The organism is Pseudomonas sp. CFBP 8771 (assembly GCF_014841695.1).
Lineage (GTDB): Bacteria > Pseudomonadota > Gammaproteobacteria > Pseudomonadales > Pseudomonadaceae > Aquipseudomonas > Aquipseudomonas baltica.
In genome coordinates, this window is the sequence record NZ_JACYUJ010000007.1 from 68617 (window position 1) to 86926 (window position 18310).

Sequence of the window (18310 nt, forward strand, 5' to 3'; positions counted from 1 at the left end):
GCCTTCGCGGGCAGAGCCCGCTCCCACAGGGGGCTCGCCGCGGCCTAACTGTCCCGCTGTAGATCCGGCGGGATCGGCAGGTCCTGCAACGGGTCGGGACGCTTGCCTCGCCCGGCCTGGTACTGGCGGATCTGGTAGACATAGGCAAGCACCTGCGCCACCGCCAGGTACAACCCCGCAGGAATCTGCTGTTCGATCTCGGTGGAATAGAAGATCGAACGCGCCAGGGCCGGTGACTCCAGCACCTGGATGCGATGCTCGTTGCCGATCTCGCGAATCTTCAAGGCAATGAAGTCCGAGCCCTTGGCCAGCAATACCGGCGCATTGCCCTTCTCCGGATCGTATTTCAACGCCACCGCGTAGTGAGTCGGGTTGGTGATGATCACGTCCGCTTCGGGAATCGCCGTCATCATCCGGCGCTGCGACATTTCGCGCTGCAACTGGCGTACCCGCCCCTTTACCTCGGGGCGGCCTTCGGAGTCCTTGTGCTCGTCCTTGACCTCCTGTTTGGTCATCATCAGCTTCTGTTTGCTGCTGTAGAGCTGGAACGGCACGTCCACGGCGGCAATCAACGCCAGCCCACAGGACATCCACAAGGCGCTCCAGCCGACCAGCTGCACGCTGTGGATGATCGCCATTTCCAGCGGCTCGTTGGCAATCGCAAGCAGGTCGGTACGGTCTTTGGCCAGCACCATCATGGCAACGATCAGGGTGATGGCGAACTTGGCCAGCGCCTTCAGCAATTCGGTCAATGCATGCATGGAGAACATGCGCTTGAGGCCGGCGGCCGGGTTCATGCGGCTGAACTTGGGAGCCATGGAGCTGGCGGCGAACAACCAGCCGCCCAGCGCGACCGGGCCGATCAGCGCCGCCAGCAGCAAGGTCAGCAGAATCGGCTGGGTCGCCAGAATCGCCACCTTGCCCGACTGCAGCAGAAAAATGCCCATGTAGCGCTCATCGAGCAACACCTCGCGGCTCAAGGTGAAGTTGCTGCGCATCAGTTCCAGCAGGCTTTGCGCCAGATGGCCGCCGAACGCCAGCAGCGCGCCGCACCCGGCGACCATCACTGCCAGCGTGTTGAGCTCCTTGGAACGGGCGATCTCGCCCTTCTCGCGCGAATCCTTCTTGCGCTTGTCCGTGGGGTCTTCTGTCTTGTCCGCACCGCTTTCGCTTTCGGCCATTGCCTACTCCGCTCGCGCCAATTCGCGCAGCCACTGCAGGGCGTTGGCCGCCAGCGGCTGATACTGGTTGAGAATGTCGCCCAGGCTGACCCACAGGATGAACATCCCCAGCACCAGGGTCAGCGGGAAACCGATGGAAAAGATGTTCAGTTGAGGCGCCGCGCGGGTCATCACGCCGAAGGCAATGTTGACCACCAGCAAGGCTGTGATGGCAGGCAGCACCAGCAACACCCCGGCGCCCAGCACCCAGCCCATGCGCAGCACCACGTCCCAGTAGTGCGCGGTCAGCAGGCCGCCGCCGATGGGCAGCGTGGTGAAGCTCTCGGTGAGCACCTCGAACACCACCAGATGGCCGTTCATGGACAGGAACACCAGGGTCACCAGCATGCTGAAGAACTGGCCGATCACGGCCACGGACACGCCGTTGGTGGGGTCGACCATGGACGCGAAGGCCATGCCCATCTGGATCGCGAGAATCTGCCCGGCAACGGTAAAGGCCTGGAACAGGAACTGCAGCGAGAAACCGAACAGCGCGCCGATGATGATCTGTTCGGCCACCAGCAGCAGCGCCTGGCCGCTGATCGCATCCACCGTGGGCGCTGGCGGCAATCCCGGCACGATGACCACGGTAATGGCCACGGCCACGTACAGGCGCACGCGCTGCGGCAGTACCTGGGTGCCGAAGATCGGCATGGTCATCAGCATCGAGGCCACGCGGAACAGCGGCAGGATGAAGCTGGCCACCCAGCCGCCGATCTGCGCATCGGTCAACTGCAGCAGCGGCTGCATCAGCCGATCACCTGCGGAATATTGGAGTACAGGGTAGTGATGTACTCCATGAAGGTGCGCACCATCCATGGCCCGATGACGATCAGCGTCACCAGCATGACCAGCAGGCGCGGAAGGAAGCTCAGGGTCTGTTCGTTGATCTGCGTGGCGGCCTGGAACATGGCGATGATCAGGCCGACGATCAGGCTCGGCAAAACCAGGATCGCGACCATCACGGTGGTCAGCCACAGCGCTTCGCGAAACAGGTCGACGGCGACTTCCGGGGTCATGGATTCACGCTCCTGTGAAAGGCAAAGTCATACACCACCGAAACTCCCGGCCAGGGTCCCGATGATCAGCGCCCAGCCATCGACCAGCACGAACAGCATGATCTTGAACGGCAGCGAGATGATCAGCGGCGACAGCATCATCATACCCATGGCCATCAGCACACTGGCGACCACCAGGTCGATGATCAGGAACGGAATGAAGATCATGAAGCCGATCTGGAACGCCGTTTTCAGCTCGGAGGTGACGAACGCCGGCACCAGGATGGTCAGCGGCGCCTGGTCGGCGCTGGCGATGTCGGTGCGCTTGGACAGCCGCATGAACAGCTCCAGGTCGCTCTGCCGGGTCTGAGCCAGCATGAAGTCCTTGATCGGGCCCTCGGCACGTGCCACGGCATCCTGGGCGCTGAGCTGTTCACTCAGATAGGGTTGCAGGGCCTGCTGGTTCACCTTGTCGAACACCGGCGCCATGATGAACATGGTCAGGAACAGCGCCATGCCGGTCAACAGCTGGTTGGACGGCGTCTGTTGCAGGCCCAGTGCCTGGCGCAGGATGGAAAACACGATGATGATACGTGTGAAGCTGGTCATCAACATGACGAACGCCGGAATGAAACTCAGCGCCGTCATGATCAACAGGATCTGCAGATTGACCGAATACTCCTGCTGGCCGTTGGCACCGCTGGTCATGGTCAATGCCGGAATCTGCAGCGGATCGGCGGCCATGGCCAGGGGCGCCACCAACAGCAGGCCCAGTGGCAGGACAGTGCGAAACACACCCATCAGTTCTTATCCTTCTGGTCCTTGCCCAGCAGTTCCATCAGGCGCTGGGCGAATTCGGGTGTGGCCTGGGTGGTTCGGTCGGGTGGCTGCACCGGCGTGCTCATCACGTGCAGCGCGCTGATGCGCCCCGGGCTGACACCCAGCAGGATCTGCTCCTCGCCCACCTGCACCAGCACCAGCCGATCACGTGGCCCCAGCGCCTTGGCGCCAATCACGTCGATGACCTGGCCCTGGCGCGGCGCCGCCTGCTGCACGCGCCGCATCAGCCACGCCAGCGCGAAGATCAAGGCCACCACTGCCAGCAGCCCCAGCACGGTCTGGGTCAACTGACCGGCCAGGCCAGTGCCTCCCGACGCCACCACCGGCGCCGCAGCAGGGGCCACTTCCGGCGCTGCCAGGGCGACCACGGGCAAGAGCAGCAAGGCCCACAGGAACCGGCCCATCACCGCAGCTTCTTGATGCGTTCGCTGGGGCTGATCACGTCGGTCAGGCGAATGCCGAACTTCTCGTTGACCACCACCACTTCGCCGTGGGCGATCAAGGTGCCGTTGACCAGCACGTCCAACGCCTCGCCGGCCAGACGGTCGAGCTCGATCACCGAGCCCTGGTTGAGCTGCAGCAAATTGCGGATGCTGATATCGGTCGCCCCAACCTCCATGGAAATGGTCACCGGGATATCCAGGATCACGTCGAGGTTCGGGCCCTCGAGCGTGACCGGGCCGTTACCCGACTTGGGCGAACTGCCGAACTCTTCCATCGGCAGGCGGGAGGAACTCGAACTGCCGCGCGTATCGGCGGCCAACAGCGCGTCGATATCGTCCTGCCCGGCATCCCCGGACTCATCCAGAGCCGCCGCCCATTCATCGGCGAGCGCCTGGTCTTCGGCAGAAATTGTCTCATCTTGATCAGCCATCAGTGGTCCTCGACGGGCATCTAAATCATCAGGTCAAACCGATCAGCGACGCTCGATCGGTTCGATAACTTGTAAAGCCAGGTTGCCTTTGTGCGAGCCAAGCTTGGCTTTGAACGAAGGCACGCCATTGGCACGCAGGATCAGCTCTTCCGGCAGTTCCACCGGGATCACGTCACCGGGCTGCATGTGGAGAATATCGCGCAGCTTGAGCTGACGCCGCGCCACGGTGGCGCTCAGGGGAACGCTGACATCCAGGACATCTTCGCGCAGGGCCTTGCTCCAGCGCTCGTCCTGGTCGTCCAGGTCGGACTGGAAGCCGGCATCGAGCATCTCGCGCACGGGCTCGATCATCGAGTACGGCATGGTCACGTGCAGGTCGCCACCGCCGCCATCGAGTTCGATGTGGAAGGTGGAGACCACGACCGCCTCGCTGGGACCGACGATGTTGGCCATGGCCGGGTTGACCTCCGAGTTGATGTACTCGAAGTTGACTTCCATGATGGCCTGCCAGGCTTCCTTCATGTCGAGAAAAGCCTGGTCCAGCACCATGCGTACCACGCGCAGCTCGGTAGGGGTGAACTCGCGGCCCTCGATCTTGGCGTGGCGGCCGTCACCGCCGAAGAAATTGTCGACCAGCTTGAACACCAGCTTGGCATCCAGAATGAACAGGCCAGTGCCGCGCAGCGGCTTGATCTTCACCAGGTTGAGACTGGTCGGTACGTACAGCGAATGCACGTACTCGCCGAACTTCATCACCTGCACGCCGCCTACCGCCACATCGGCAGAACGACGCAACAGATTGAACATGCTGATGCGGGTGTAGCGGGCGAAGCGCTCGTTGATCATTTCCAGCGTCGGCATGCGCCCACGCACGATGCGATCCTGAGTGGTCAGGTCGTAGCTTCTGATCCCCCCGGGCTCGCCATTGCCTTCGGTTTGCACCAGGCCATCGTCGACGCCATGCAGCAGCGCATCGATCTCGTCCTGGGACAGCAGGTCCTGTACGGCCATGAGTTGTTCCTACTGCAATACGAAGTTAGTGAAGAGCACCTGGTCGATCACGGGCTTGCCCACTTCTTTCTGCGCCACTTCCTGAACGCTCGCGGTAGCTTTCTGGCGCAGCATTTCCTGGCCGATGGGCGTGGTCAAAGTTTCGAACGGTTGCCCGGAAAAAAGCATGACCAGGTTATTGCGAATGACCGGCGTGTGCACCTTCAGGGCGTCCATGTCGGCCTTGTCCCGCGCCTGCAGGACGATGCTGACCTGCATGTAGCGATCACGACCGTTCTGCTTGAAGTTGACCACGAAGGCGGGTGTGAGGGGCTCGTAGATCGCCGCAGGTTTGGTGTGGGCAGCATCTGCCGTGGCCTTGTCCGCGGGCGCTTCGGCGGGTTTGTGCATGAGGAACCAGGTGGCCCCGACCGACAGGCCGACGGCCAGCAGCAGGCCCACGACCAGCAGGATGATCAGCTTGAGTTTGCCCTTGCCTTCCTTGGCTGCGGGTTCCTTTGCTTCTTCGGTCTTTGCCATGCCAATAATCCGTCACCATTGAGGGGTAAGCGTACCCATGGCGACGATGGAGCAAGGGTTATGCCAACAATCCTGTGGGCTCGATTTCGAGCCTGGCAACCGACCCCTTCAGGCACTGTCAGGCGTAGTAATCCACAGCGCTAGTCCCCAGCACCGTGCCGGAGGTCAGGGGCTGCGCAGCCGCGACGGCGGGCTCGGCGGAATCGAGCGCGTCCGCACCAGAGCGTGCGCCACCCGTGCGGCGGCTCTGTTGCGCCTGCTGCTCGCCTTGGGACTGACGGGACTGGTCGGAAACGTTGACGTCCAGCTGCCCCATGCCCTGCTGGTTGAACATGTCCTTGAGCCGATGCTGCTGGCTCTCCAATGCCTCACGCACGCCGATATGGGCGCTGGTGAAGGTCACTTGGGTCTGCTGGTCCGGGGTGATGTCGACGCGAATGTCCAGGCGCCCCAGTTCCGCCGGTGTCAGTTGGATGTCGGCTGATTTCAAGTTCTGGCTGGACAGGTACATGACCCGGTTGACCAGGCCTTCGGTCCATCCTGACTGCTGCATGGCCAACGGCTGGCCCAGCGGGCTGGCCAGCGGCGCCGCAGTGCCGGTCTTGGCCGTGGTCGACTGGGTCAAGGCCTGCAGGCGGTCGGCGAAGTTATCGAGGCGGCTGTCGCTGGCCGTTGCGTCGGCATCCTTCAAGCCCCCGCCGATCAAACCAGCAAAACCGTCATCGCCGCCCTCACCCGCTTCGCCTGCCGACTCCTTGCTCACCATGGCCGCCAGACCATTGACGAAATTGCCTTCTATACCCTGCTCGCCTGCCTTCGAGGGATCGCCCGATGACGTTTGGCTGGCATGTGCAGAGGTAGTGCCATTATTTTTGGCCGTCTGCTCCAGGGCCAGGCGCAGCGCCGGCAAATCGGCAAGCACGTCTTGAGCTGGATCGAAATCCTCGCCAGCGCCGACGCTATCGCTGTCCGCCGGGCTGAGAGCGGCCACTGCCGGTGGCGGCACCTGGGCCAGTGCCGGATTGGCAGCGGGATCGGCCGGGATGGGTACCGCGGCAGGATCGACCGGTGCCGCAGCAGCGCCAACGCTGGGATCGTCCTTGTCGGCGGTATCGCTGACCTTGTCGTCGTCCTTGGCGGCGGGCTTGTCGGTTTTGTCGGTCTTGTCGAGCTTCTCAGGCTTGTCGGCCTTGGCAACTGGCAACTTCTTGCCGCTATCGGCAACCGTCGGGTTGGCGCCAGCCGCCTTCGAGGCCGGCGGCGTGGCGGTTTCCCGTGGGGCACTCGGCGCAGGCTCGGTCCGCGGCTTGACCGCGACTTCGTGGTTTTGACGGGCATAGAGATCGGCGAAACGAGGCGCCGAATCGTTGTCCGCTGCACTGGGCCTGGCCGCGCCGGTGACCGATGTGGCGCGAGCAGCGGCGCCCAGTTGCAGCAACAAAGGGTTTGAAGCGACAGCCATGAAGATCTCCCCGATACGGTGGCGTTAACGCTGATTGCCATGGAGAAAGCAAGTATCGGGCCAGCGAGGAACCAGCAACGTCAACGACGCTCAACCTGCAAAGCGCGCGCGCTCCTGCGAGTACAGTTGAAGGACCAGGACGAATTCGCGGTCGATCCGCTGTACATAAGCATCCACACCCTCCAGCGCACCTTGTCGGCAGTACTGCTCGAGCTCGCTGCACAACTGCGCCAGGCGCAGAGCGCCCATGTTGCTGCTGCTGCCCTTGAAGCTGTGGGCGGCATGGCCCAGTTCGACCAGATCGTGGGACCGGTGCAGTTCGTTCAAGCGCAGTTGCGAGTCGCTCAGGAAGGTGTCGAGCAACAGAGGGTATTCATCCTCCATGACCTCTTGCAGGGCCTCGAGGGCCGTGGGGTCTACATGGGGCTTTTGCAGTGCTTCAGCCAGTTGTTCTTCAGCCAATTGTTCGATGGGCACTTGTTCGCTCCTTGATCAAGCCGATTACGCTTGAGACTCCCAGGTAAATTCGACGTGCGCGCTGCGCCCGTCTTCCGACCAGCCCGCGCTGTGGCTCAGTTGGCGGACCAGATTGACACCACGCCCAGACAGTCCGTGCACGCTCGGCGGCTTCGCCAGGACCTGTTTCGGATCGAATCCCTTGCCGCTGTCTTCGACCACGATTCTCAGGACTCCGCCAACCCCGTGCGGGCGTATCTGCAAGTGTATGCGTATATAGCCCTCTTCCAAAGCCGCCAGGCGATCGTTACGCAACGCGTAGTACTGGGCGAATCCGGTGGCATCGCACTTGAGCGCGGAATCGAGGCCGAGTACGCCATGCTCCAGCGCGTTGGAGTATAACTCGGCAAACACGCTGTACAGCTCTCCACTCTGCGGACGCAGGCCGTGAATTTCCTGCAGCAATTGCAGGATGTACGGCAAGGGATTGAAGCGGCGCAAGGTGTCGGCACGAAACTCGAACATGGCCGACCAGTCGAGCGGGCTCGACTGGCCGCTGTCGGAATAGATCAGGCTGGCCGGGGGCTGGCGCTCGGCGTCGATCAATGCCAGCTGCACCATGCTCACATCGTCGCGCGATTCACCGCGGAAATCATGCAAAGCCTGCAGGATGCCTTCGAACAGCGACTCAGGGTCCTTGTGCGTGTCGAAGACGCGTTCGAGCCTCTCCACGCCGAAAGACTGCTCTTGCGCATTGCTGGTTTCGATGACGCCGTCGGACAGCAGCAGAACTCGATCGCCAGGCGCCAGCGGCCAGACCTCGGTCTGGTCCTCGAAACGGGTGGCCGGCAATACGCCCAGCGGCAGATGACGCGACACCAGCGCGACACGCGCCGAGCCATCCTGGCGGTGCAGGTAGCCGTCGGGCATGCCGCCGTTCCAGACTTCGACCGTGCAACGCTGGAAGCTCAGGCGCAACATGGTGGCGCAGCAGAACATGTCCACCGGCAGGATCCGCTTGAGCTTGGCGTTCATCTCGCGAAGAATCTCGTTGAGCCCGTAGCCCTTCGCCGTCATGCCATAGAACACCTCGGCCAAGGGCATCGCGCCCACCGCCGCCGGCAGCCCGTGCCCGGTGAAATCACCGAGCAGCACATGCATGTCGCCCGAAGGCGTGTAGGCAGCCAGCAGCAGGTCGCCATTGAACAGCGCATAGGGCGACTGCAGGTAACGCACGTTGGGAGCGTCGAGGCATCCGGAATGGGCGATCTGGTCGAACACCGCCTTGGCCACGCGCTGCTCGTTGAGCAGGTAGTCATGATGGCGGGTGATCAGGTCTCGCTGCTCGAGCACCGTGGCCTGCAAGCGGCGCAGGCGATCCATTGCCTTGATCTTGGCGGCCAGGATCACCTGGTTGTAGGGCTTGGCCAGAAAATCGTCGCCACCGGCGTCCAGACAACGCACCAGCGCCTGTTCTTCGGTCAGCGAGGTCAGGAAGATCACCGGCACCAGGGCCTCACCGGCTAGCTGTTTGATGGCACGCGCAGCCTCGAAGCCGTCCATGACCGGCATCATGGCATCGAGCAGTACCAACTGCGGACGCTGCTGGCGGAACACTTCGACCGCCTCCTGGCCGTTGCTGGCCGTGATCACCGCATGCCCCTGACGTCGCACGATGCTGGACAGCAGCATGCGGTCGGTCATGTTGTCGTCGGCGATCAGGACCGTCAGCGCTTCCTCGTTGGCTGGCTGCATCAGGAGATCTTGAACAACTTGTCGAAATTGGAGATGGCCAGGATCTTGCGCACGTCGGGAGAAATGTTCATCAGTGCGATGTCGGCGTTGTCGCCACCGGCGTGGTCGCGCAACAGCAGCAGCATGCCCAGCGCCGAGCTGTCCATGTAGGTGGTGTTCTTCAGGTCGATGACATAACGGCTGGGCTTGCCGGCACGCTCGTCTTCGTAGGCTTCGCGAAACTGCTGGTGCAGGCTGAAATCGAACCGGCCCGAAATGGCCACCGATGACGTATTGCTTTCAGGGTCGAAGGTCTGGGTGACAGAACTCTGGGTTACAGCCATGTATTAATGCTCCTTGGGTGTGCCTTGCAGGCCAGATGTAGCACCGCTCTGCAGAGCGTTCAACGGGGTACTGACAAATTCCGGTTAAAAGTTCTCGTGCCTGGGCAGGCGTTGCGACAACTCGTCGAGCAGCCGCTGTTCCCGCTTGTCCTCCAACTGCCTGGCCTCGAGGATATAGCGCTGCACCAGCTTGCGCAGCCCTTCCACTCGAGCATAGGCCTGTTGCCAGGTGGCGCGCGCATTGTTCAAGTTGTTCTGATGCCACGCAAGGCTCTGTTTCTGCTGGCCGACGGCCGTTTCCAACTGGTTGAGAAAGCGCTGATAGTTCAACAGCCATTGCCCGGACACGCCACGACTGCCGTTGCTGATCCACTGTTGCTGGTAGTCGTTGCGGAAGCGTTCGAGCTCGGCCAGCTTGGCTTCGGCCAGGCTCACCTGGCCCTGGAAATGCCCCAGCCGCTGGGCAGCCTTGCGCTCGGTGCTTTCGGCCATTTCGACCACGGGCGCCAGGCGCGCCGCACGACTCATCGCCATGGTCGCTTACCCCGGTGCCACGGGCGTGAACACTGCCGCCAGGCGCTCGGCGCTGGCCTGCAGGCTTTCATTGTCGTTCAGACCCTGGCGCAGGTAGCGCACCAGTTGCGGCTGAAGGGCAATGGCCAGGTCGGTCTCGCGATCGCCGCCGGCCACGTAGGCACCGACGCTGATCAAGTCACGGCTCTGCTGGTAGCGCGACCACAGCTGCTTGAACTGCTGGGCCTGGGCCAGATGCTGGGGGCTGACCACGCTGGGCATCACCCGGCTGATCGACGCTTCGATATCGATGGCCGGGTAATGCCCTTCTTCGGCCAGGCGCCGCGACAGCACGATGTGGCCATCAAGTACACCCCGTGCCGAGTCGGCGATCGGGTCCTGCTGGTCGTCGCCTTCGGACAACACCGTATAAAAAGCGGTGATCGAGCCGCCCCCGGCCTCGGCATTGCCGGCCCGCTCGACCAGCTTGGGCAGCTTGGCGAAAACAGAGGGCGGATAGCCCTTGGTGGCAGGTGGCTCGCCGATAGCCAGGGCGATTTCCCGCTGGGCCTGGGCAAAACGGGTCAGCGAGTCCATCAGGAGGAGGACGTTCTTGCCCTTGTCGCGGAAATATTCGGCAATGCGGGTGCAGTACATGGCCGCGCGCAGACGCATCAGCGGGGCTTCGTCGGCCGGCGATGCCACCACCACCGAACGGCGCAGGCCCTCCTCGCCCAAGGTGTGTTCGATGAACTCCTTGACCTCGCGGCCGCGCTCGCCGATCAGCCCGACGACGATGATGTCGGCCTCGGTGAAGCGCGTCATCATGCCCAGCAGCACACTCTTGCCCACGCCGGTACCGGCGAACAGACCCAGGCGCTGGCCACGGCCCACGGTCAACAAGCCATTGATGCTGCGAATGCCGACATCCAGTGGCTGGCTGATGGGATCACGCTTGAGCGGGTTGATGGTGGGCCCGTCCATGGGGATCCAGTCCTCGGCCTTCATGCCGCCCTTGCCGTCCAGCGCACGGCCGGCGCCGTCGAGAATGCGTCCGAGCATGCTCATGCCCATGGGCAGGCGCCCGGTATCGGCAACCGGCACCACCCGCGCGCCAGGCGCGATGCCGCTCACGCTGCCCACCGGCATCAGGTAGATCTTGCTGCCGGAAAAGCCCATGACTTCCGCTTCGACCTGCACCGGCTGGTCGCTGTCGTCGTTGATGACCACACAGCGACTGCCCATGGCGGCACGCAACCCTTCGGCCTCCAGGGTGAGCCCGACCATGCGCAGCAGGCGGCCTTCGACGATTGGCTGGCGCGGCAGGTCGATGGCCGCCTCGTAGGTGCCCAGGCGCTTGCCGAAGCTGGTGCGATCAAGCTTCATCGGGCTCACCCAGCTCGATGGTGATGTCGGCCGGGGCCGGGTGCATGTTCTGCTCGTGCAGTTGGTCGAACAGCTGGGCAATGGCCTGGGTGATGCGCGTCTCCATGCTGGCATCGATGCGACTGTGCTCGGTTTCGATACGGCAGCCACCGGGCTGCAGCGCGTCGTCTTCCTGGATGCGCCAGTTTTCCTCGTGCTTCTCCCGCAATGACTTGATCTGCTCGAAATCCTGGGGGTTGATGAAGATGCGGATGTTGTTGGCGCCCATGGGCAACAACTTGAGCGCCTCACGCAGTACTTTCTCGATCTGGCTGGAATCGGTGACCAATTCGCGGCGAATGACCTGCCGGGCAATGTGCCCTACCAGCTCGACCAGGGATTTTTCGATCTGGGTGTCCTGATCGGCGATGGGCGTCAACAGGTGCCCCAACAGCCGGTCGAACTGGACGAGCTTGCTGGCCAGTGCGGCCTCGGCTTCCTGACGCACTTTGAGCTGGGTACTGTGAAAGCCTTCTTTTTCGCCGGTGGCGAAACCCTCGTTGTAGGCTTCCTGGCGAATGGCTTCGAGTTCTTCCAGGGTGATGGGCTGGACCTCGTCGAGGGGAACCTCTTCGATCTCCTCGACCGACACCGGCGCCAGCACCACCTCGACGGCAGGCCGTTCGGGATCGAAACTGGGCAACGCCCACAGGTCGGCGCTGCGCGCGTCGACGGCGCGGATCAGTTCACTGACGGGTTCTTGCGGGGGGCGGGACATGGCTTGCGATTCCTGGCGCCTGGGTGCGAAGTGGGGTCGCTCGGAGCCGACCACCCCAGGGTGGCCAGCCTCCACGACAGAGGTCCGGGAGAGGGACGATTAGATCATCTCTTCCCCACCCTTGCCACCCAGCACGATTTCACCGGCCTCGGCCATGCGCCGGGCAATGGTGAGCACTTCCTTCTGCGCCGACTCGACATCGCTGACCCGCACCGGCCCCTTGGCCTCGAGGTCGTCGCGCAGCAGTTCGGCCGCGCGCTTGGACATGTTCTTGAAGATCTTCTCGCGCACGCCTTCGTCGGCGCCCTTGAGCGCGACCACCAGTACGTCGGAAGAGACTTCGCGCAACAGCGCCTGAATGCCGCGATCGTCGACATCCTTGAGATTGTTGAAAACGAACATCAGGTCTTCGATCTGCCCGGACAGCTCTTCATCGACCTCGCGTATGGAGTCCATCAACTGGCCCTCGGACGAGCTGTCGAGGAAGTTCATGATGTCGGCGGCGCGCTTGACCCCACCCAGCGTGGTCCGCGTGGCGTTGGAGTTGCCGGAGAACTGTTTCTCCAGAATGGTGTTGAGTTCTTTCAGCGCCGCGGGCTGTACGGTGTTGAGCGAGGACACGCGCAGGATGATGTCCAGGCGCGCCTTGTGCTCGAAATGCGCCAGCACTTCGCCAGCCTGGTCGGGGTCGAGGTAGGCCACGACGATCGACTGGATCTGCGGGTGTTCGTAGCGAATCACATCGGCCACGGCGCGGGGTTCCATCCATTTCAGGCTGTCCAGGCCGCTGGTGTTGCCGCCCAGCAGAATTCGGTCGATCAGGCCGTTGGCCTTGTCTTCGCCAAGGGCCGAGGTGAGCATCTTGCGGATGTAGTTGTCGGAACCCACGCCCAGGCCGGTCTGGTCGCCGACCACGGTGACGAACTCGCTCATCACCTGCTCGACCTGCTCTCGGTGCACATTGCGCATCTGCGCCATGGCCACGCCCACGCGCTGGACCTCCTTGGGACCCATATGGCGAAGCACCTGCGCCGCGTCGGTTTCACCCAGCGACAGCAGAAGGATGGCGGCCTTGTCGACCTTGGTCAGCTTGGGGGTGACGGCTTGTGAACTACTCATCGGCATTGATCCACTCTTTCACGACCTGGGCCACTCGGCCCGGGTCTTCGGCCACAAGACTCTTGATTGCATTCAGTTGGGCGTCATAGCCCTCGGTCGGGCTGGGCAGCAGAATGCTCTGCGGCCCACCCAGGCTGACCCGATCGTTGGCCAGCTCGCTGTCCATGCCCAGGGCGGCCACACCGCCCAGCCCGCCGGCGGCACCAAGTTCGCCATCGCCCGGCCTGGCTTTGCCACCACCGGTGATGTTGGTCAGCACCGGGCGCAACACGCCGAACACCAGGACCAGGATGAACAGCACGCCCAGCGCCTGTTTCATGATGTCCCAGAACCAGGGTTCCTTGTAGAACGCAGGCTCGGTGATGACTTCCGCCGAGTTGGGCGCGAACGGTACGTTGATCACGGTCACGCTGTCGCCACGGCTCGCATCGAAGCCCACGGCATCCTGTACCAGACGGGTGAAACGGGCCAGCTCCTGGGCATTCCAGGGCGCCAGGGTCACGGTGCCGTCGGCCGGGTTGACCTTGGCCTGGTCATCGACCACCACGGCGACCGACAACCGGGTCAGGCGACCCTGCTGCTGCTTGGTGTGGCTGATGGAGCGGTCGAGCTCGAAATTCTTGGTCGACTGCTGACGCTTGTCGGCCGGATACGGCGCCAGCATCGGCTGGCCGGTGGCCGGGTCCATGATCTGCTGGCCATTGGCGTCGAGCAGCGGCTGGCCTGGCTGGATCGCGCCAGCGGCTGCCTGCCCCTGGGCGGCATTCTGCGGTGCGGTGGCCGGGCCCGGTGGCTGGTTGCTCAAGGCGCCGGGCACACCCGATGGGCCCGAACCGCTGGAACGTTGCTCGCTGGTGGACTGCTCGCTGCGCAGTGCCGGCTGGTCCGGGTTGAACTGCTCGGAGGTCGACTCGACCGCGCTGAAATCCAGGTCCGCCGACACCTCGGCCTTGAACCGATCACTGCCCACCACCGGTTGCAGTATGTTGTGGACACGCTGGGTCAGCATGCTTTCCATGCGGCGACTGTAGTCGTACTGCTTGCCGGCCATGGTCAACGCGTTGTCTTCGAGCTGCGCCGACAGCAGGGTGCCCTTCTGATCGACGACCGACACGTTGGACTTGTTCAGTTCCGGGACGCTGGTCGCCACCAGATTGACGATGGCCGCGACCTGGCCGGCGTCCAGGGTCCGGTTGGGGTACATTTCCACCAGCACCGAGGCGGTTGGCTTGCGTTCGTCACGGACGAACACCGAACTCTTCGGGATGGCCAGGTGCACGCGCGCAGCCCGGATATTGTTCAGGCTGCCGATGGTACGGGCCAGCTCGCCTTCCAGGCTGCGGCGGTAGCGCGCCGTTTCCATGAACTGGCTGGTGCCCAGGCCTTGTTCCTTGTCGAGCGACTCGTAGCCGACGTTGCCGTCGCTGGGTGCAACGCCGGCCGAGGCCAGGGCGATGCGCGCACGCGACTGGTCGTCGGCCTTGACCAGCAAGGCGCCGGAGTTGGGTTCCACGGTATAGGGAATGTTGGCCGTGGTCAGGGTGTCGATCACCTGCTTGGTGTCCATGCCCGCCAGGCTGCCGTACAGCGGCCGGTAGTCGGGTTGCTGCGACCAGAGCACCACGGCAAAGCCGATCGCGACGCTCGCAGCCAGGCCGACCAACAGGCCGACCTGACGCAGCATGGTCATCTGCGACAGATTCTGCAGGACAGACAAGCCCATGAGCGGCGATTTGTTGCCGCTCTTGGCAGGGAGGTTATCGGTGGTCGCTTCAGCCATGACTCAATTCGTCCTCAGACCGGCATCTGCATGATGTCTTGATATGCCTGGACCAGCTTGTTGCGCACTTGGGTCAAGGCCTGGAACGAGACACTGGCTTTCTGCGAGGCGACCATCACATCGGTGAGGTCGACGCCGCTCTTGCCGATCTCGAAAGCAGTGGCCAGTTGGCTGGAAGCACCCTGCACGTCCGCGACCTTGTTGATGGCGCCGCCGAGCATGTCGGCAAAGCTGCTGGCGCCGACTTCCGGCGCCGCAACCGCCGCAGGCTTGGCCATGGCGTCCGCCTGCATGGCGCGCATGTCCAGCATCAAGCGGTTGAATTCAATACCTTGGCTCATGGGTGACCCTCTGCGACGACCTGCGTTTTTTTGACACTGCTGCATTCACTACAGAGGTATTAGCAAGGAGGGTGCCAGTTGCAGTCGCAGGCTTGCGAAACAGATCGATGGCGACGAATCGCCGCAGCCGCTGCCGGTCAGCGGGCGTCAGTCACGAGGCGAACAGACTGGCCTCCACGTCCATTCCGGCATCGCGCATCTGCGCCAGCTTGTAGCGCAGCGTCCGTGGACTGATGCCCAGGCGCTCGGCGGCTTCCTTGCGGCGGCCGCGCTCGCTGCGCAGGGTGTCGATGATCATTTCGAATTCCCGTCGGCGCAGATCGTCCTCCAACGCGCCGGCCGGCAGCCCGACCGGCGCCTGGGTTTCCAACGGCAGTGCCGGGGCACGGGCTTGCACCACCAGGCTCAACGGCGGCAACGGTGCCGCGCCTGCAGGCCCGGCCAGGCAGAAGTCGGCTGCCTGGATCAAGCCGCCGTGCTGCAGGATCAAGGCGCGCTGAATGGCGTTGTCCAACTCGCGAACGTTGCCCGGCCACGGATGATCGAGCAGGCACTGTTCGGCCAGTGGCGAGAAACGCACAGGCGCGTGCTTCATCTTGTCGACATGGCGGTCCAACAAGCGTCGCGCCAGCGGCAGGATATCGGCGCGGCGCTCGCGCAGAGGTGTCCACGCCAGCGGGAAGACCGAAAGACGGTAAAACAGGTCTTCGCGAAAGCGCCCCGCCGCCACGTCGGCCGCCAGGTTGCGGTTGGTGGTGGCGATGACGCGTATGTCCAGGGCGATGGGTTTGCGCGCGCCGACGCGCTCGACCTCACGCTCCTGCAACACGCGCAACAGCTTGGCCTGCAGGCCCAGCGGCATCTCGGAAATTTCATCGAGCAGCAAGGTGCCGCCATCGGCCTGCTCGAACTTGCCCGCCTGCGCCGCGACAGCGCCGGTGAACGCGCCCTTCTCGTGGCCAAACAGCGTGGCTTCGAGCATGTTGTCGGGAATCGCCGCGCAATTGATGGCGACGAACGCCTGTTCTGCGCGCCGCGACTGCTGGTGAATGTAGCGTGCCAGCACCTCCTTGCCGGTGCCTGATTCACCGGATATCAGCACCGTGGAATCACTGCGTGCAACCCGTGCCGCCAGCTCGAGCAAGGCCAGGCTGGCCGGCTCCAATGCGACCGGGCCGTGATCGGTACCGGCCGGGACCAGGCCGCGGCCATGCCGGGTCACCAGGTCGAGCAGCGCGCGCGGCTCGAATGGCTTGACCAGGTAGTCCGCCGCACCCTGGCGCATGGCATCCACCGCACGCTCGACGGCGCCATGGGCCGTCATCAGCAACACCGGCAGTTGCGGCTGCCGGGCGCGTAGCCTGGCAAGCAACTGGTGCCCATCGATACCGGGCATGTTGACGTCGCTGACCACGATCCCGAAGGGCTCGCGCGCCACTGCCAACAATGCTTCCTCGGCACAGCTCACCGCCTCGAATTCGAAGCCACCCAGCTCCAGCGTATCGCCCAGCGCCTCGCGCAGGGCTCGGTCGTCCTCGACCAACAGCACCTTGATGCTCATGGAGCACGCTCCTGCAGGGCCACCAATGGCAGGGTCAAAGTGGCGCAGCTGCCGCGGCCAAGGGTGGAGCGCAGTATCAACTCGCCTTGATGCGCCCTTGCCACGGCCTCGACCACCGACAGGCCGAGCCCGGTACCGGTGGGCTTGGTGGTGAAGAACGGCTCGCCCAGCCGCGCCAGCGTTGCCGGGGCCATGCCAGGCCCATCGTCACTGACGCACAGGCGCAGGGTGTCGTCGCGCGCGTACAGATGGACCTTCAGCCGCGCCTCGCCGGCGCTGGCCTGGATGGCGTTGTCGATCAGGTTGAGTACCGCGCCCACCAAGGTGTCCTTGTTGCACAGCAACTCGCCGGCATGGCTGTCGCACTGCCAGCGCACGGCAACATTGTGCACATGGGGCTGGGCGGCGGCCTGCAGGGCCTGCAGCAACTGGCGGGGCGTGAGGCGATCGGGCAGCGGCAGCTCGCCGCGGGCGAACACCAGCATGTCGCGAACCTGGTTTTCCAATTCATGCAGACGCTCCTTGAGGCGTCCAGCGAAGCGCTGCTGGGTCTGCACCGGCAGTGGTTTTTCGGTCAGGTGACTGGCGTACAACAGCGCTGCCGACAGCGGCGTGCGTATCTGATGGGCCAGCGAGGCCATCATCCGGCCCAGTGACGACAGGCGCTCACTGCGCGCCACTTCGCTCTGCAGACGGCGGGTCTCGGTCAGATCGGTAAGCAACACCAATTGACCAGGCTCGGCGTCCAGCGAGCGGGTGGAAATCGACAGACGCCGCCCATCGATCAAAGAGATTTCATGACCGTCGTCGCGGCGTGGCGCGAAACTGCGGACGATCACCTCGCGCCACAGTTCGCCTTCCAGAGGCGCACCCAGCATATTCGCGGCTGCCGGGTTGGCTTCGCGCACACGACCATGCCCATCGATGACGATGACGCCGCCGGGCAACAGATCGAGCAGGTTCTGCAGGCGATTGGCAAGCCGTTCCTTTTCCGCCAGTTCGGCCAGGCGCTGGGCGCTGACCACTTCCAGCTCACCCTTGAGCGATGCCACGCGCGCCTCGAGCAGGCTGTAGGAGTCGCTCAAGCGGTCGGACATCTGGTCGAACAGGACGAACGCCTGGTCCAGCCCCTGGCGGCTGTCGGATGGCGTTACGGACACGGAAGCGTCGCTGCGGGGCATGGGCGCGGAGGGCTGGATAGCGGCCTGTGGCATGGGTCTCTCTCACTTGGCTCACCGTCAAAAACGGTATCGTGAAAGGGATAAAAGCAATAGCCGTGCCGGATGAAACCCTGCGGGCTGCGAGCGCCGCAAGGAACAGTCGGATGGCGCAGGGAAAGTTTGGGAGTTCAAGCGCTTGGCGCGCTTTGCCGGAAACGGCAGATGTTGTATGAAG

20 protein-coding genes are annotated in these 18310 nt (G+C 63.6%); all 20 read right to left on the reverse strand.

What is annotated here, in order from left to right:
• Positions 1-44: 44 nt before the first annotated feature.
• Entirely contained in the window at positions 45-1181 is a 1137-nt protein-coding gene (gene flhB / locus IFT80_RS16930) for a flagellar biosynthesis protein FlhB (protein WP_122713695.1), read from the reverse strand.
• Positions 1182-1184: 3 nt separating this feature from the next.
• Positions 1185-1970 (reverse strand): flagellar biosynthetic protein FliR, encoded by a 786-nt coding sequence (fliR, locus tag IFT80_RS16935; RefSeq protein WP_122475893.1) that lies wholly within the window; start codon positions 1968-1970, stop codon positions 1185-1187.
• Positions 1970-2239: a flagellar biosynthesis protein FliQ gene (fliQ, locus tag IFT80_RS16940; protein ID WP_043186065.1), complete on the reverse strand. Its 270-nt coding sequence runs from the start codon at positions 2237-2239 to the stop codon at positions 1970-1972. The genes fliR and fliQ overlap by 1 nt, the downstream gene beginning before the upstream one ends.
• A 27-nt stretch (positions 2240-2266) precedes the next feature.
• Positions 2267-3019, reverse strand: a complete 753-nt coding sequence (gene fliP / locus IFT80_RS16945) for a flagellar type III secretion system pore protein FliP (RefSeq protein WP_192137927.1) — start codon at positions 3017-3019, stop codon at positions 2267-2269.
• Positions 3019-3462, reverse strand: coding sequence for a flagellar biosynthetic protein FliO (gene fliO, locus IFT80_RS16950; protein ID WP_192137928.1), 444 nt, complete (start codon positions 3460-3462; stop codon positions 3019-3021). Before fliO ends, fliP begins: the two co-directional genes overlap by 1 nt.
• A complete protein-coding gene (gene fliN, locus IFT80_RS16955) occupies positions 3462-3932 on the reverse strand; it encodes a flagellar motor switch protein FliN (protein ID WP_122475901.1) in 471 nt (156 codons plus the stop codon). Before fliN ends, fliO begins: the two co-directional genes overlap by 1 nt.
• A gap of 42 nt (positions 3933-3974) precedes the next feature.
• The gene (gene fliM / locus IFT80_RS16960) at positions 3975-4943 is read right to left on the reverse strand and encodes a flagellar motor switch protein FliM (protein ID WP_043186057.1); all 969 of its coding nucleotides are present in this window, start codon (positions 4941-4943) and stop codon (positions 3975-3977) included.
• A gap of 9 nt (positions 4944-4952) precedes the next feature.
• Positions 4953-5462, reverse strand: coding sequence for a flagellar basal body-associated protein FliL (gene fliL / locus IFT80_RS16965; RefSeq protein ID WP_122475903.1), 510 nt, complete (start codon positions 5460-5462; stop codon positions 4953-4955).
• A 118-nt stretch (positions 5463-5580) separates the two neighbouring features.
• Positions 5581-6924: a flagellar hook-length control protein FliK gene (locus tag IFT80_RS16970; protein ID WP_192137929.1), complete on the reverse strand. Its 1344-nt coding sequence runs from the start codon at positions 6922-6924 to the stop codon at positions 5581-5583.
• A gap of 90 nt (positions 6925-7014) precedes the next feature.
• On the reverse strand, positions 7015-7359 hold the full coding sequence (locus tag IFT80_RS16975; protein WP_185794565.1) for an Hpt domain-containing protein: 345 nt from the start codon (positions 7357-7359) through the stop codon (positions 7015-7017).
• A 66-nt stretch (positions 7360-7425) separates the two neighbouring features.
• Entirely contained in the window at positions 7426-9135 is a 1710-nt protein-coding gene (locus tag IFT80_RS16980; protein WP_185794508.1) for an ATP-binding SpoIIE family protein phosphatase, read from the reverse strand.
• Positions 9135-9458: an STAS domain-containing protein gene (locus IFT80_RS16985; RefSeq protein ID WP_122475908.1), complete on the reverse strand. Its 324-nt coding sequence runs from the start codon at positions 9456-9458 to the stop codon at positions 9135-9137. Before IFT80_RS16985 ends, IFT80_RS16980 begins: the two co-directional genes overlap by 1 nt.
• Before the next feature lie 84 nt (positions 9459-9542).
• The gene (fliJ, locus tag IFT80_RS16990) at positions 9543-9992 is read right to left on the reverse strand and encodes a flagellar export protein FliJ (RefSeq protein WP_122475909.1); all 450 of its coding nucleotides are present in this window, start codon (positions 9990-9992) and stop codon (positions 9543-9545) included.
• A 6-nt stretch (positions 9993-9998) separates the two neighbouring features.
• Complete coding sequence (gene fliI / locus IFT80_RS16995) at positions 9999-11357, reverse strand: flagellar protein export ATPase FliI (protein WP_122475911.1); 1359 nt, start codon at positions 11355-11357, stop codon at positions 9999-10001.
• A complete protein-coding gene (gene fliH / locus IFT80_RS17000; protein WP_122475912.1) occupies positions 11347-12114 on the reverse strand; it encodes a flagellar assembly protein FliH in 768 nt (255 codons plus the stop codon). Before fliH ends, fliI begins: the two co-directional genes overlap by 11 nt.
• 99 nt (positions 12115-12213) lie before the next feature.
• Positions 12214-13233 (reverse strand): flagellar motor switch protein FliG, encoded by a 1020-nt coding sequence (gene fliG, locus IFT80_RS17005; protein ID WP_043193255.1) that lies wholly within the window; start codon positions 13231-13233, stop codon positions 12214-12216.
• The gene (gene fliF / locus IFT80_RS17010; protein WP_192137930.1) at positions 13226-15013 is read right to left on the reverse strand and encodes a flagellar basal-body MS-ring/collar protein FliF; all 1788 of its coding nucleotides are present in this window, start codon (positions 15011-15013) and stop codon (positions 13226-13228) included. The genes fliG and fliF overlap by 8 nt, the downstream gene beginning before the upstream one ends.
• Positions 15014-15027: 14 nt before the next feature.
• On the reverse strand, positions 15028-15354 hold the full coding sequence (fliE, locus tag IFT80_RS17015) for a flagellar hook-basal body complex protein FliE (protein WP_122713706.1): 327 nt from the start codon (positions 15352-15354) through the stop codon (positions 15028-15030).
• Between the two features lie 151 nt (positions 15355-15505).
• Positions 15506-16915 carry a sigma-54-dependent transcriptional regulator gene (locus tag IFT80_RS17020; RefSeq protein ID WP_192137931.1) on the reverse strand — a complete coding sequence of 470 codons (1410 nt, stop codon included), beginning with the start codon at positions 16913-16915 and terminating at the stop codon, positions 15506-15508.
• Positions 16912-18096, reverse strand: coding sequence for a sensor histidine kinase (locus tag IFT80_RS17025; RefSeq protein ID WP_244652478.1), 1185 nt, complete (start codon positions 18094-18096; stop codon positions 16912-16914). The genes IFT80_RS17020 and IFT80_RS17025 overlap by 4 nt, the downstream gene beginning before the upstream one ends.
• Positions 18097-18310: the final 214 nt, after the last annotated feature.

Bases quoted from the DNA above. Each gene is read 5' to 3' on its own strand.
- fliL (WP_122475903.1), bottom strand. From the start codon at position 5,462: ATGGCAAAGACCGAAGAAGCAAAGGAACCCGCAGCCAAGGAAGGCAAG.
- fliQ (WP_043186065.1), bottom strand. From the start codon at position 2,239: ATGACCCCGGAAGTCGCCGTCGACCTGTTTCGCGAAGCGCTGTGGCTG.
- IFT80_RS16970 (WP_192137929.1), bottom strand. From the start codon at position 6,924: ATGGCTGTCGCTTCAAACCCTTTGTTGCTGCAACTGGGCGCCGCTGCT.
- fliH (WP_122475912.1), bottom strand. From the start codon at position 12,114: ATGTCCCGCCCCCCGCAAGAACCCGTCAGTGAACTGATCCGCGCCGTC.
- fliR (WP_122475893.1), bottom strand. From the start codon at position 1,970: ATGCAGCCGCTGCTGCAGTTGACCGATGCGCAGATCGGCGGCTGGGTG.
- fliM (WP_043186057.1), bottom strand. From the start codon at position 4,943: ATGGCCGTACAGGACCTGCTGTCCCAGGACGAGATCGATGCGCTGCTG.
- IFT80_RS16980 (WP_185794508.1), bottom strand. From the start codon at position 9,135: ATGCAGCCAGCCAACGAGGAAGCGCTGACGGTCCTGATCGCCGACGAC.
- IFT80_RS17025 (WP_244652478.1), bottom strand. From the start codon at position 18,096: ATGCCCCGCAGCGACGCTTCCGTGTCCGTAACGCCATCCGACAGCCGC.
- fliN (WP_122475901.1), bottom strand. From the start codon at position 3,932: ATGGCTGATCAAGATGAGACAATTTCTGCCGAAGACCAGGCGCTCGCC.
- fliG (WP_043193255.1), bottom strand. From the start codon at position 13,233: ATGAGTAGTTCACAAGCCGTCACCCCCAAGCTGACCAAGGTCGACAAG.
- IFT80_RS17020 (WP_192137931.1), bottom strand. From the start codon at position 16,915: ATGAGCATCAAGGTGCTGTTGGTCGAGGACGACCGAGCCCTGCGCGAG.
- IFT80_RS16985 (WP_122475908.1), bottom strand. From the start codon at position 9,458: ATGGCTGTAACCCAGAGTTCTGTCACCCAGACCTTCGACCCTGAAAGC.
- fliI (WP_122475911.1), bottom strand. From the start codon at position 11,357: ATGAAGCTTGATCGCACCAGCTTCGGCAAGCGCCTGGGCACCTACGAG.
- fliE (WP_122713706.1), bottom strand. From the start codon at position 15,354: ATGAGCCAAGGTATTGAATTCAACCGCTTGATGCTGGACATGCGCGCC.
- fliP (WP_192137927.1), bottom strand. From the start codon at position 3,019: ATGGGTGTGTTTCGCACTGTCCTGCCACTGGGCCTGCTGTTGGTGGCG.
- fliJ (WP_122475909.1), bottom strand. From the start codon at position 9,992: ATGGCGATGAGTCGTGCGGCGCGCCTGGCGCCCGTGGTCGAAATGGCC.
- fliF (WP_192137930.1), bottom strand. From the start codon at position 15,013: ATGGCTGAAGCGACCACCGATAACCTCCCTGCCAAGAGCGGCAACAAA.
- flhB (WP_122713695.1), bottom strand. From the start codon at position 1,181: ATGGCCGAAAGCGAAAGCGGTGCGGACAAGACAGAAGACCCCACGGAC.
- fliO (WP_192137928.1), bottom strand. From the start codon at position 3,462: ATGGGCCGGTTCCTGTGGGCCTTGCTGCTCTTGCCCGTGGTCGCCCTG.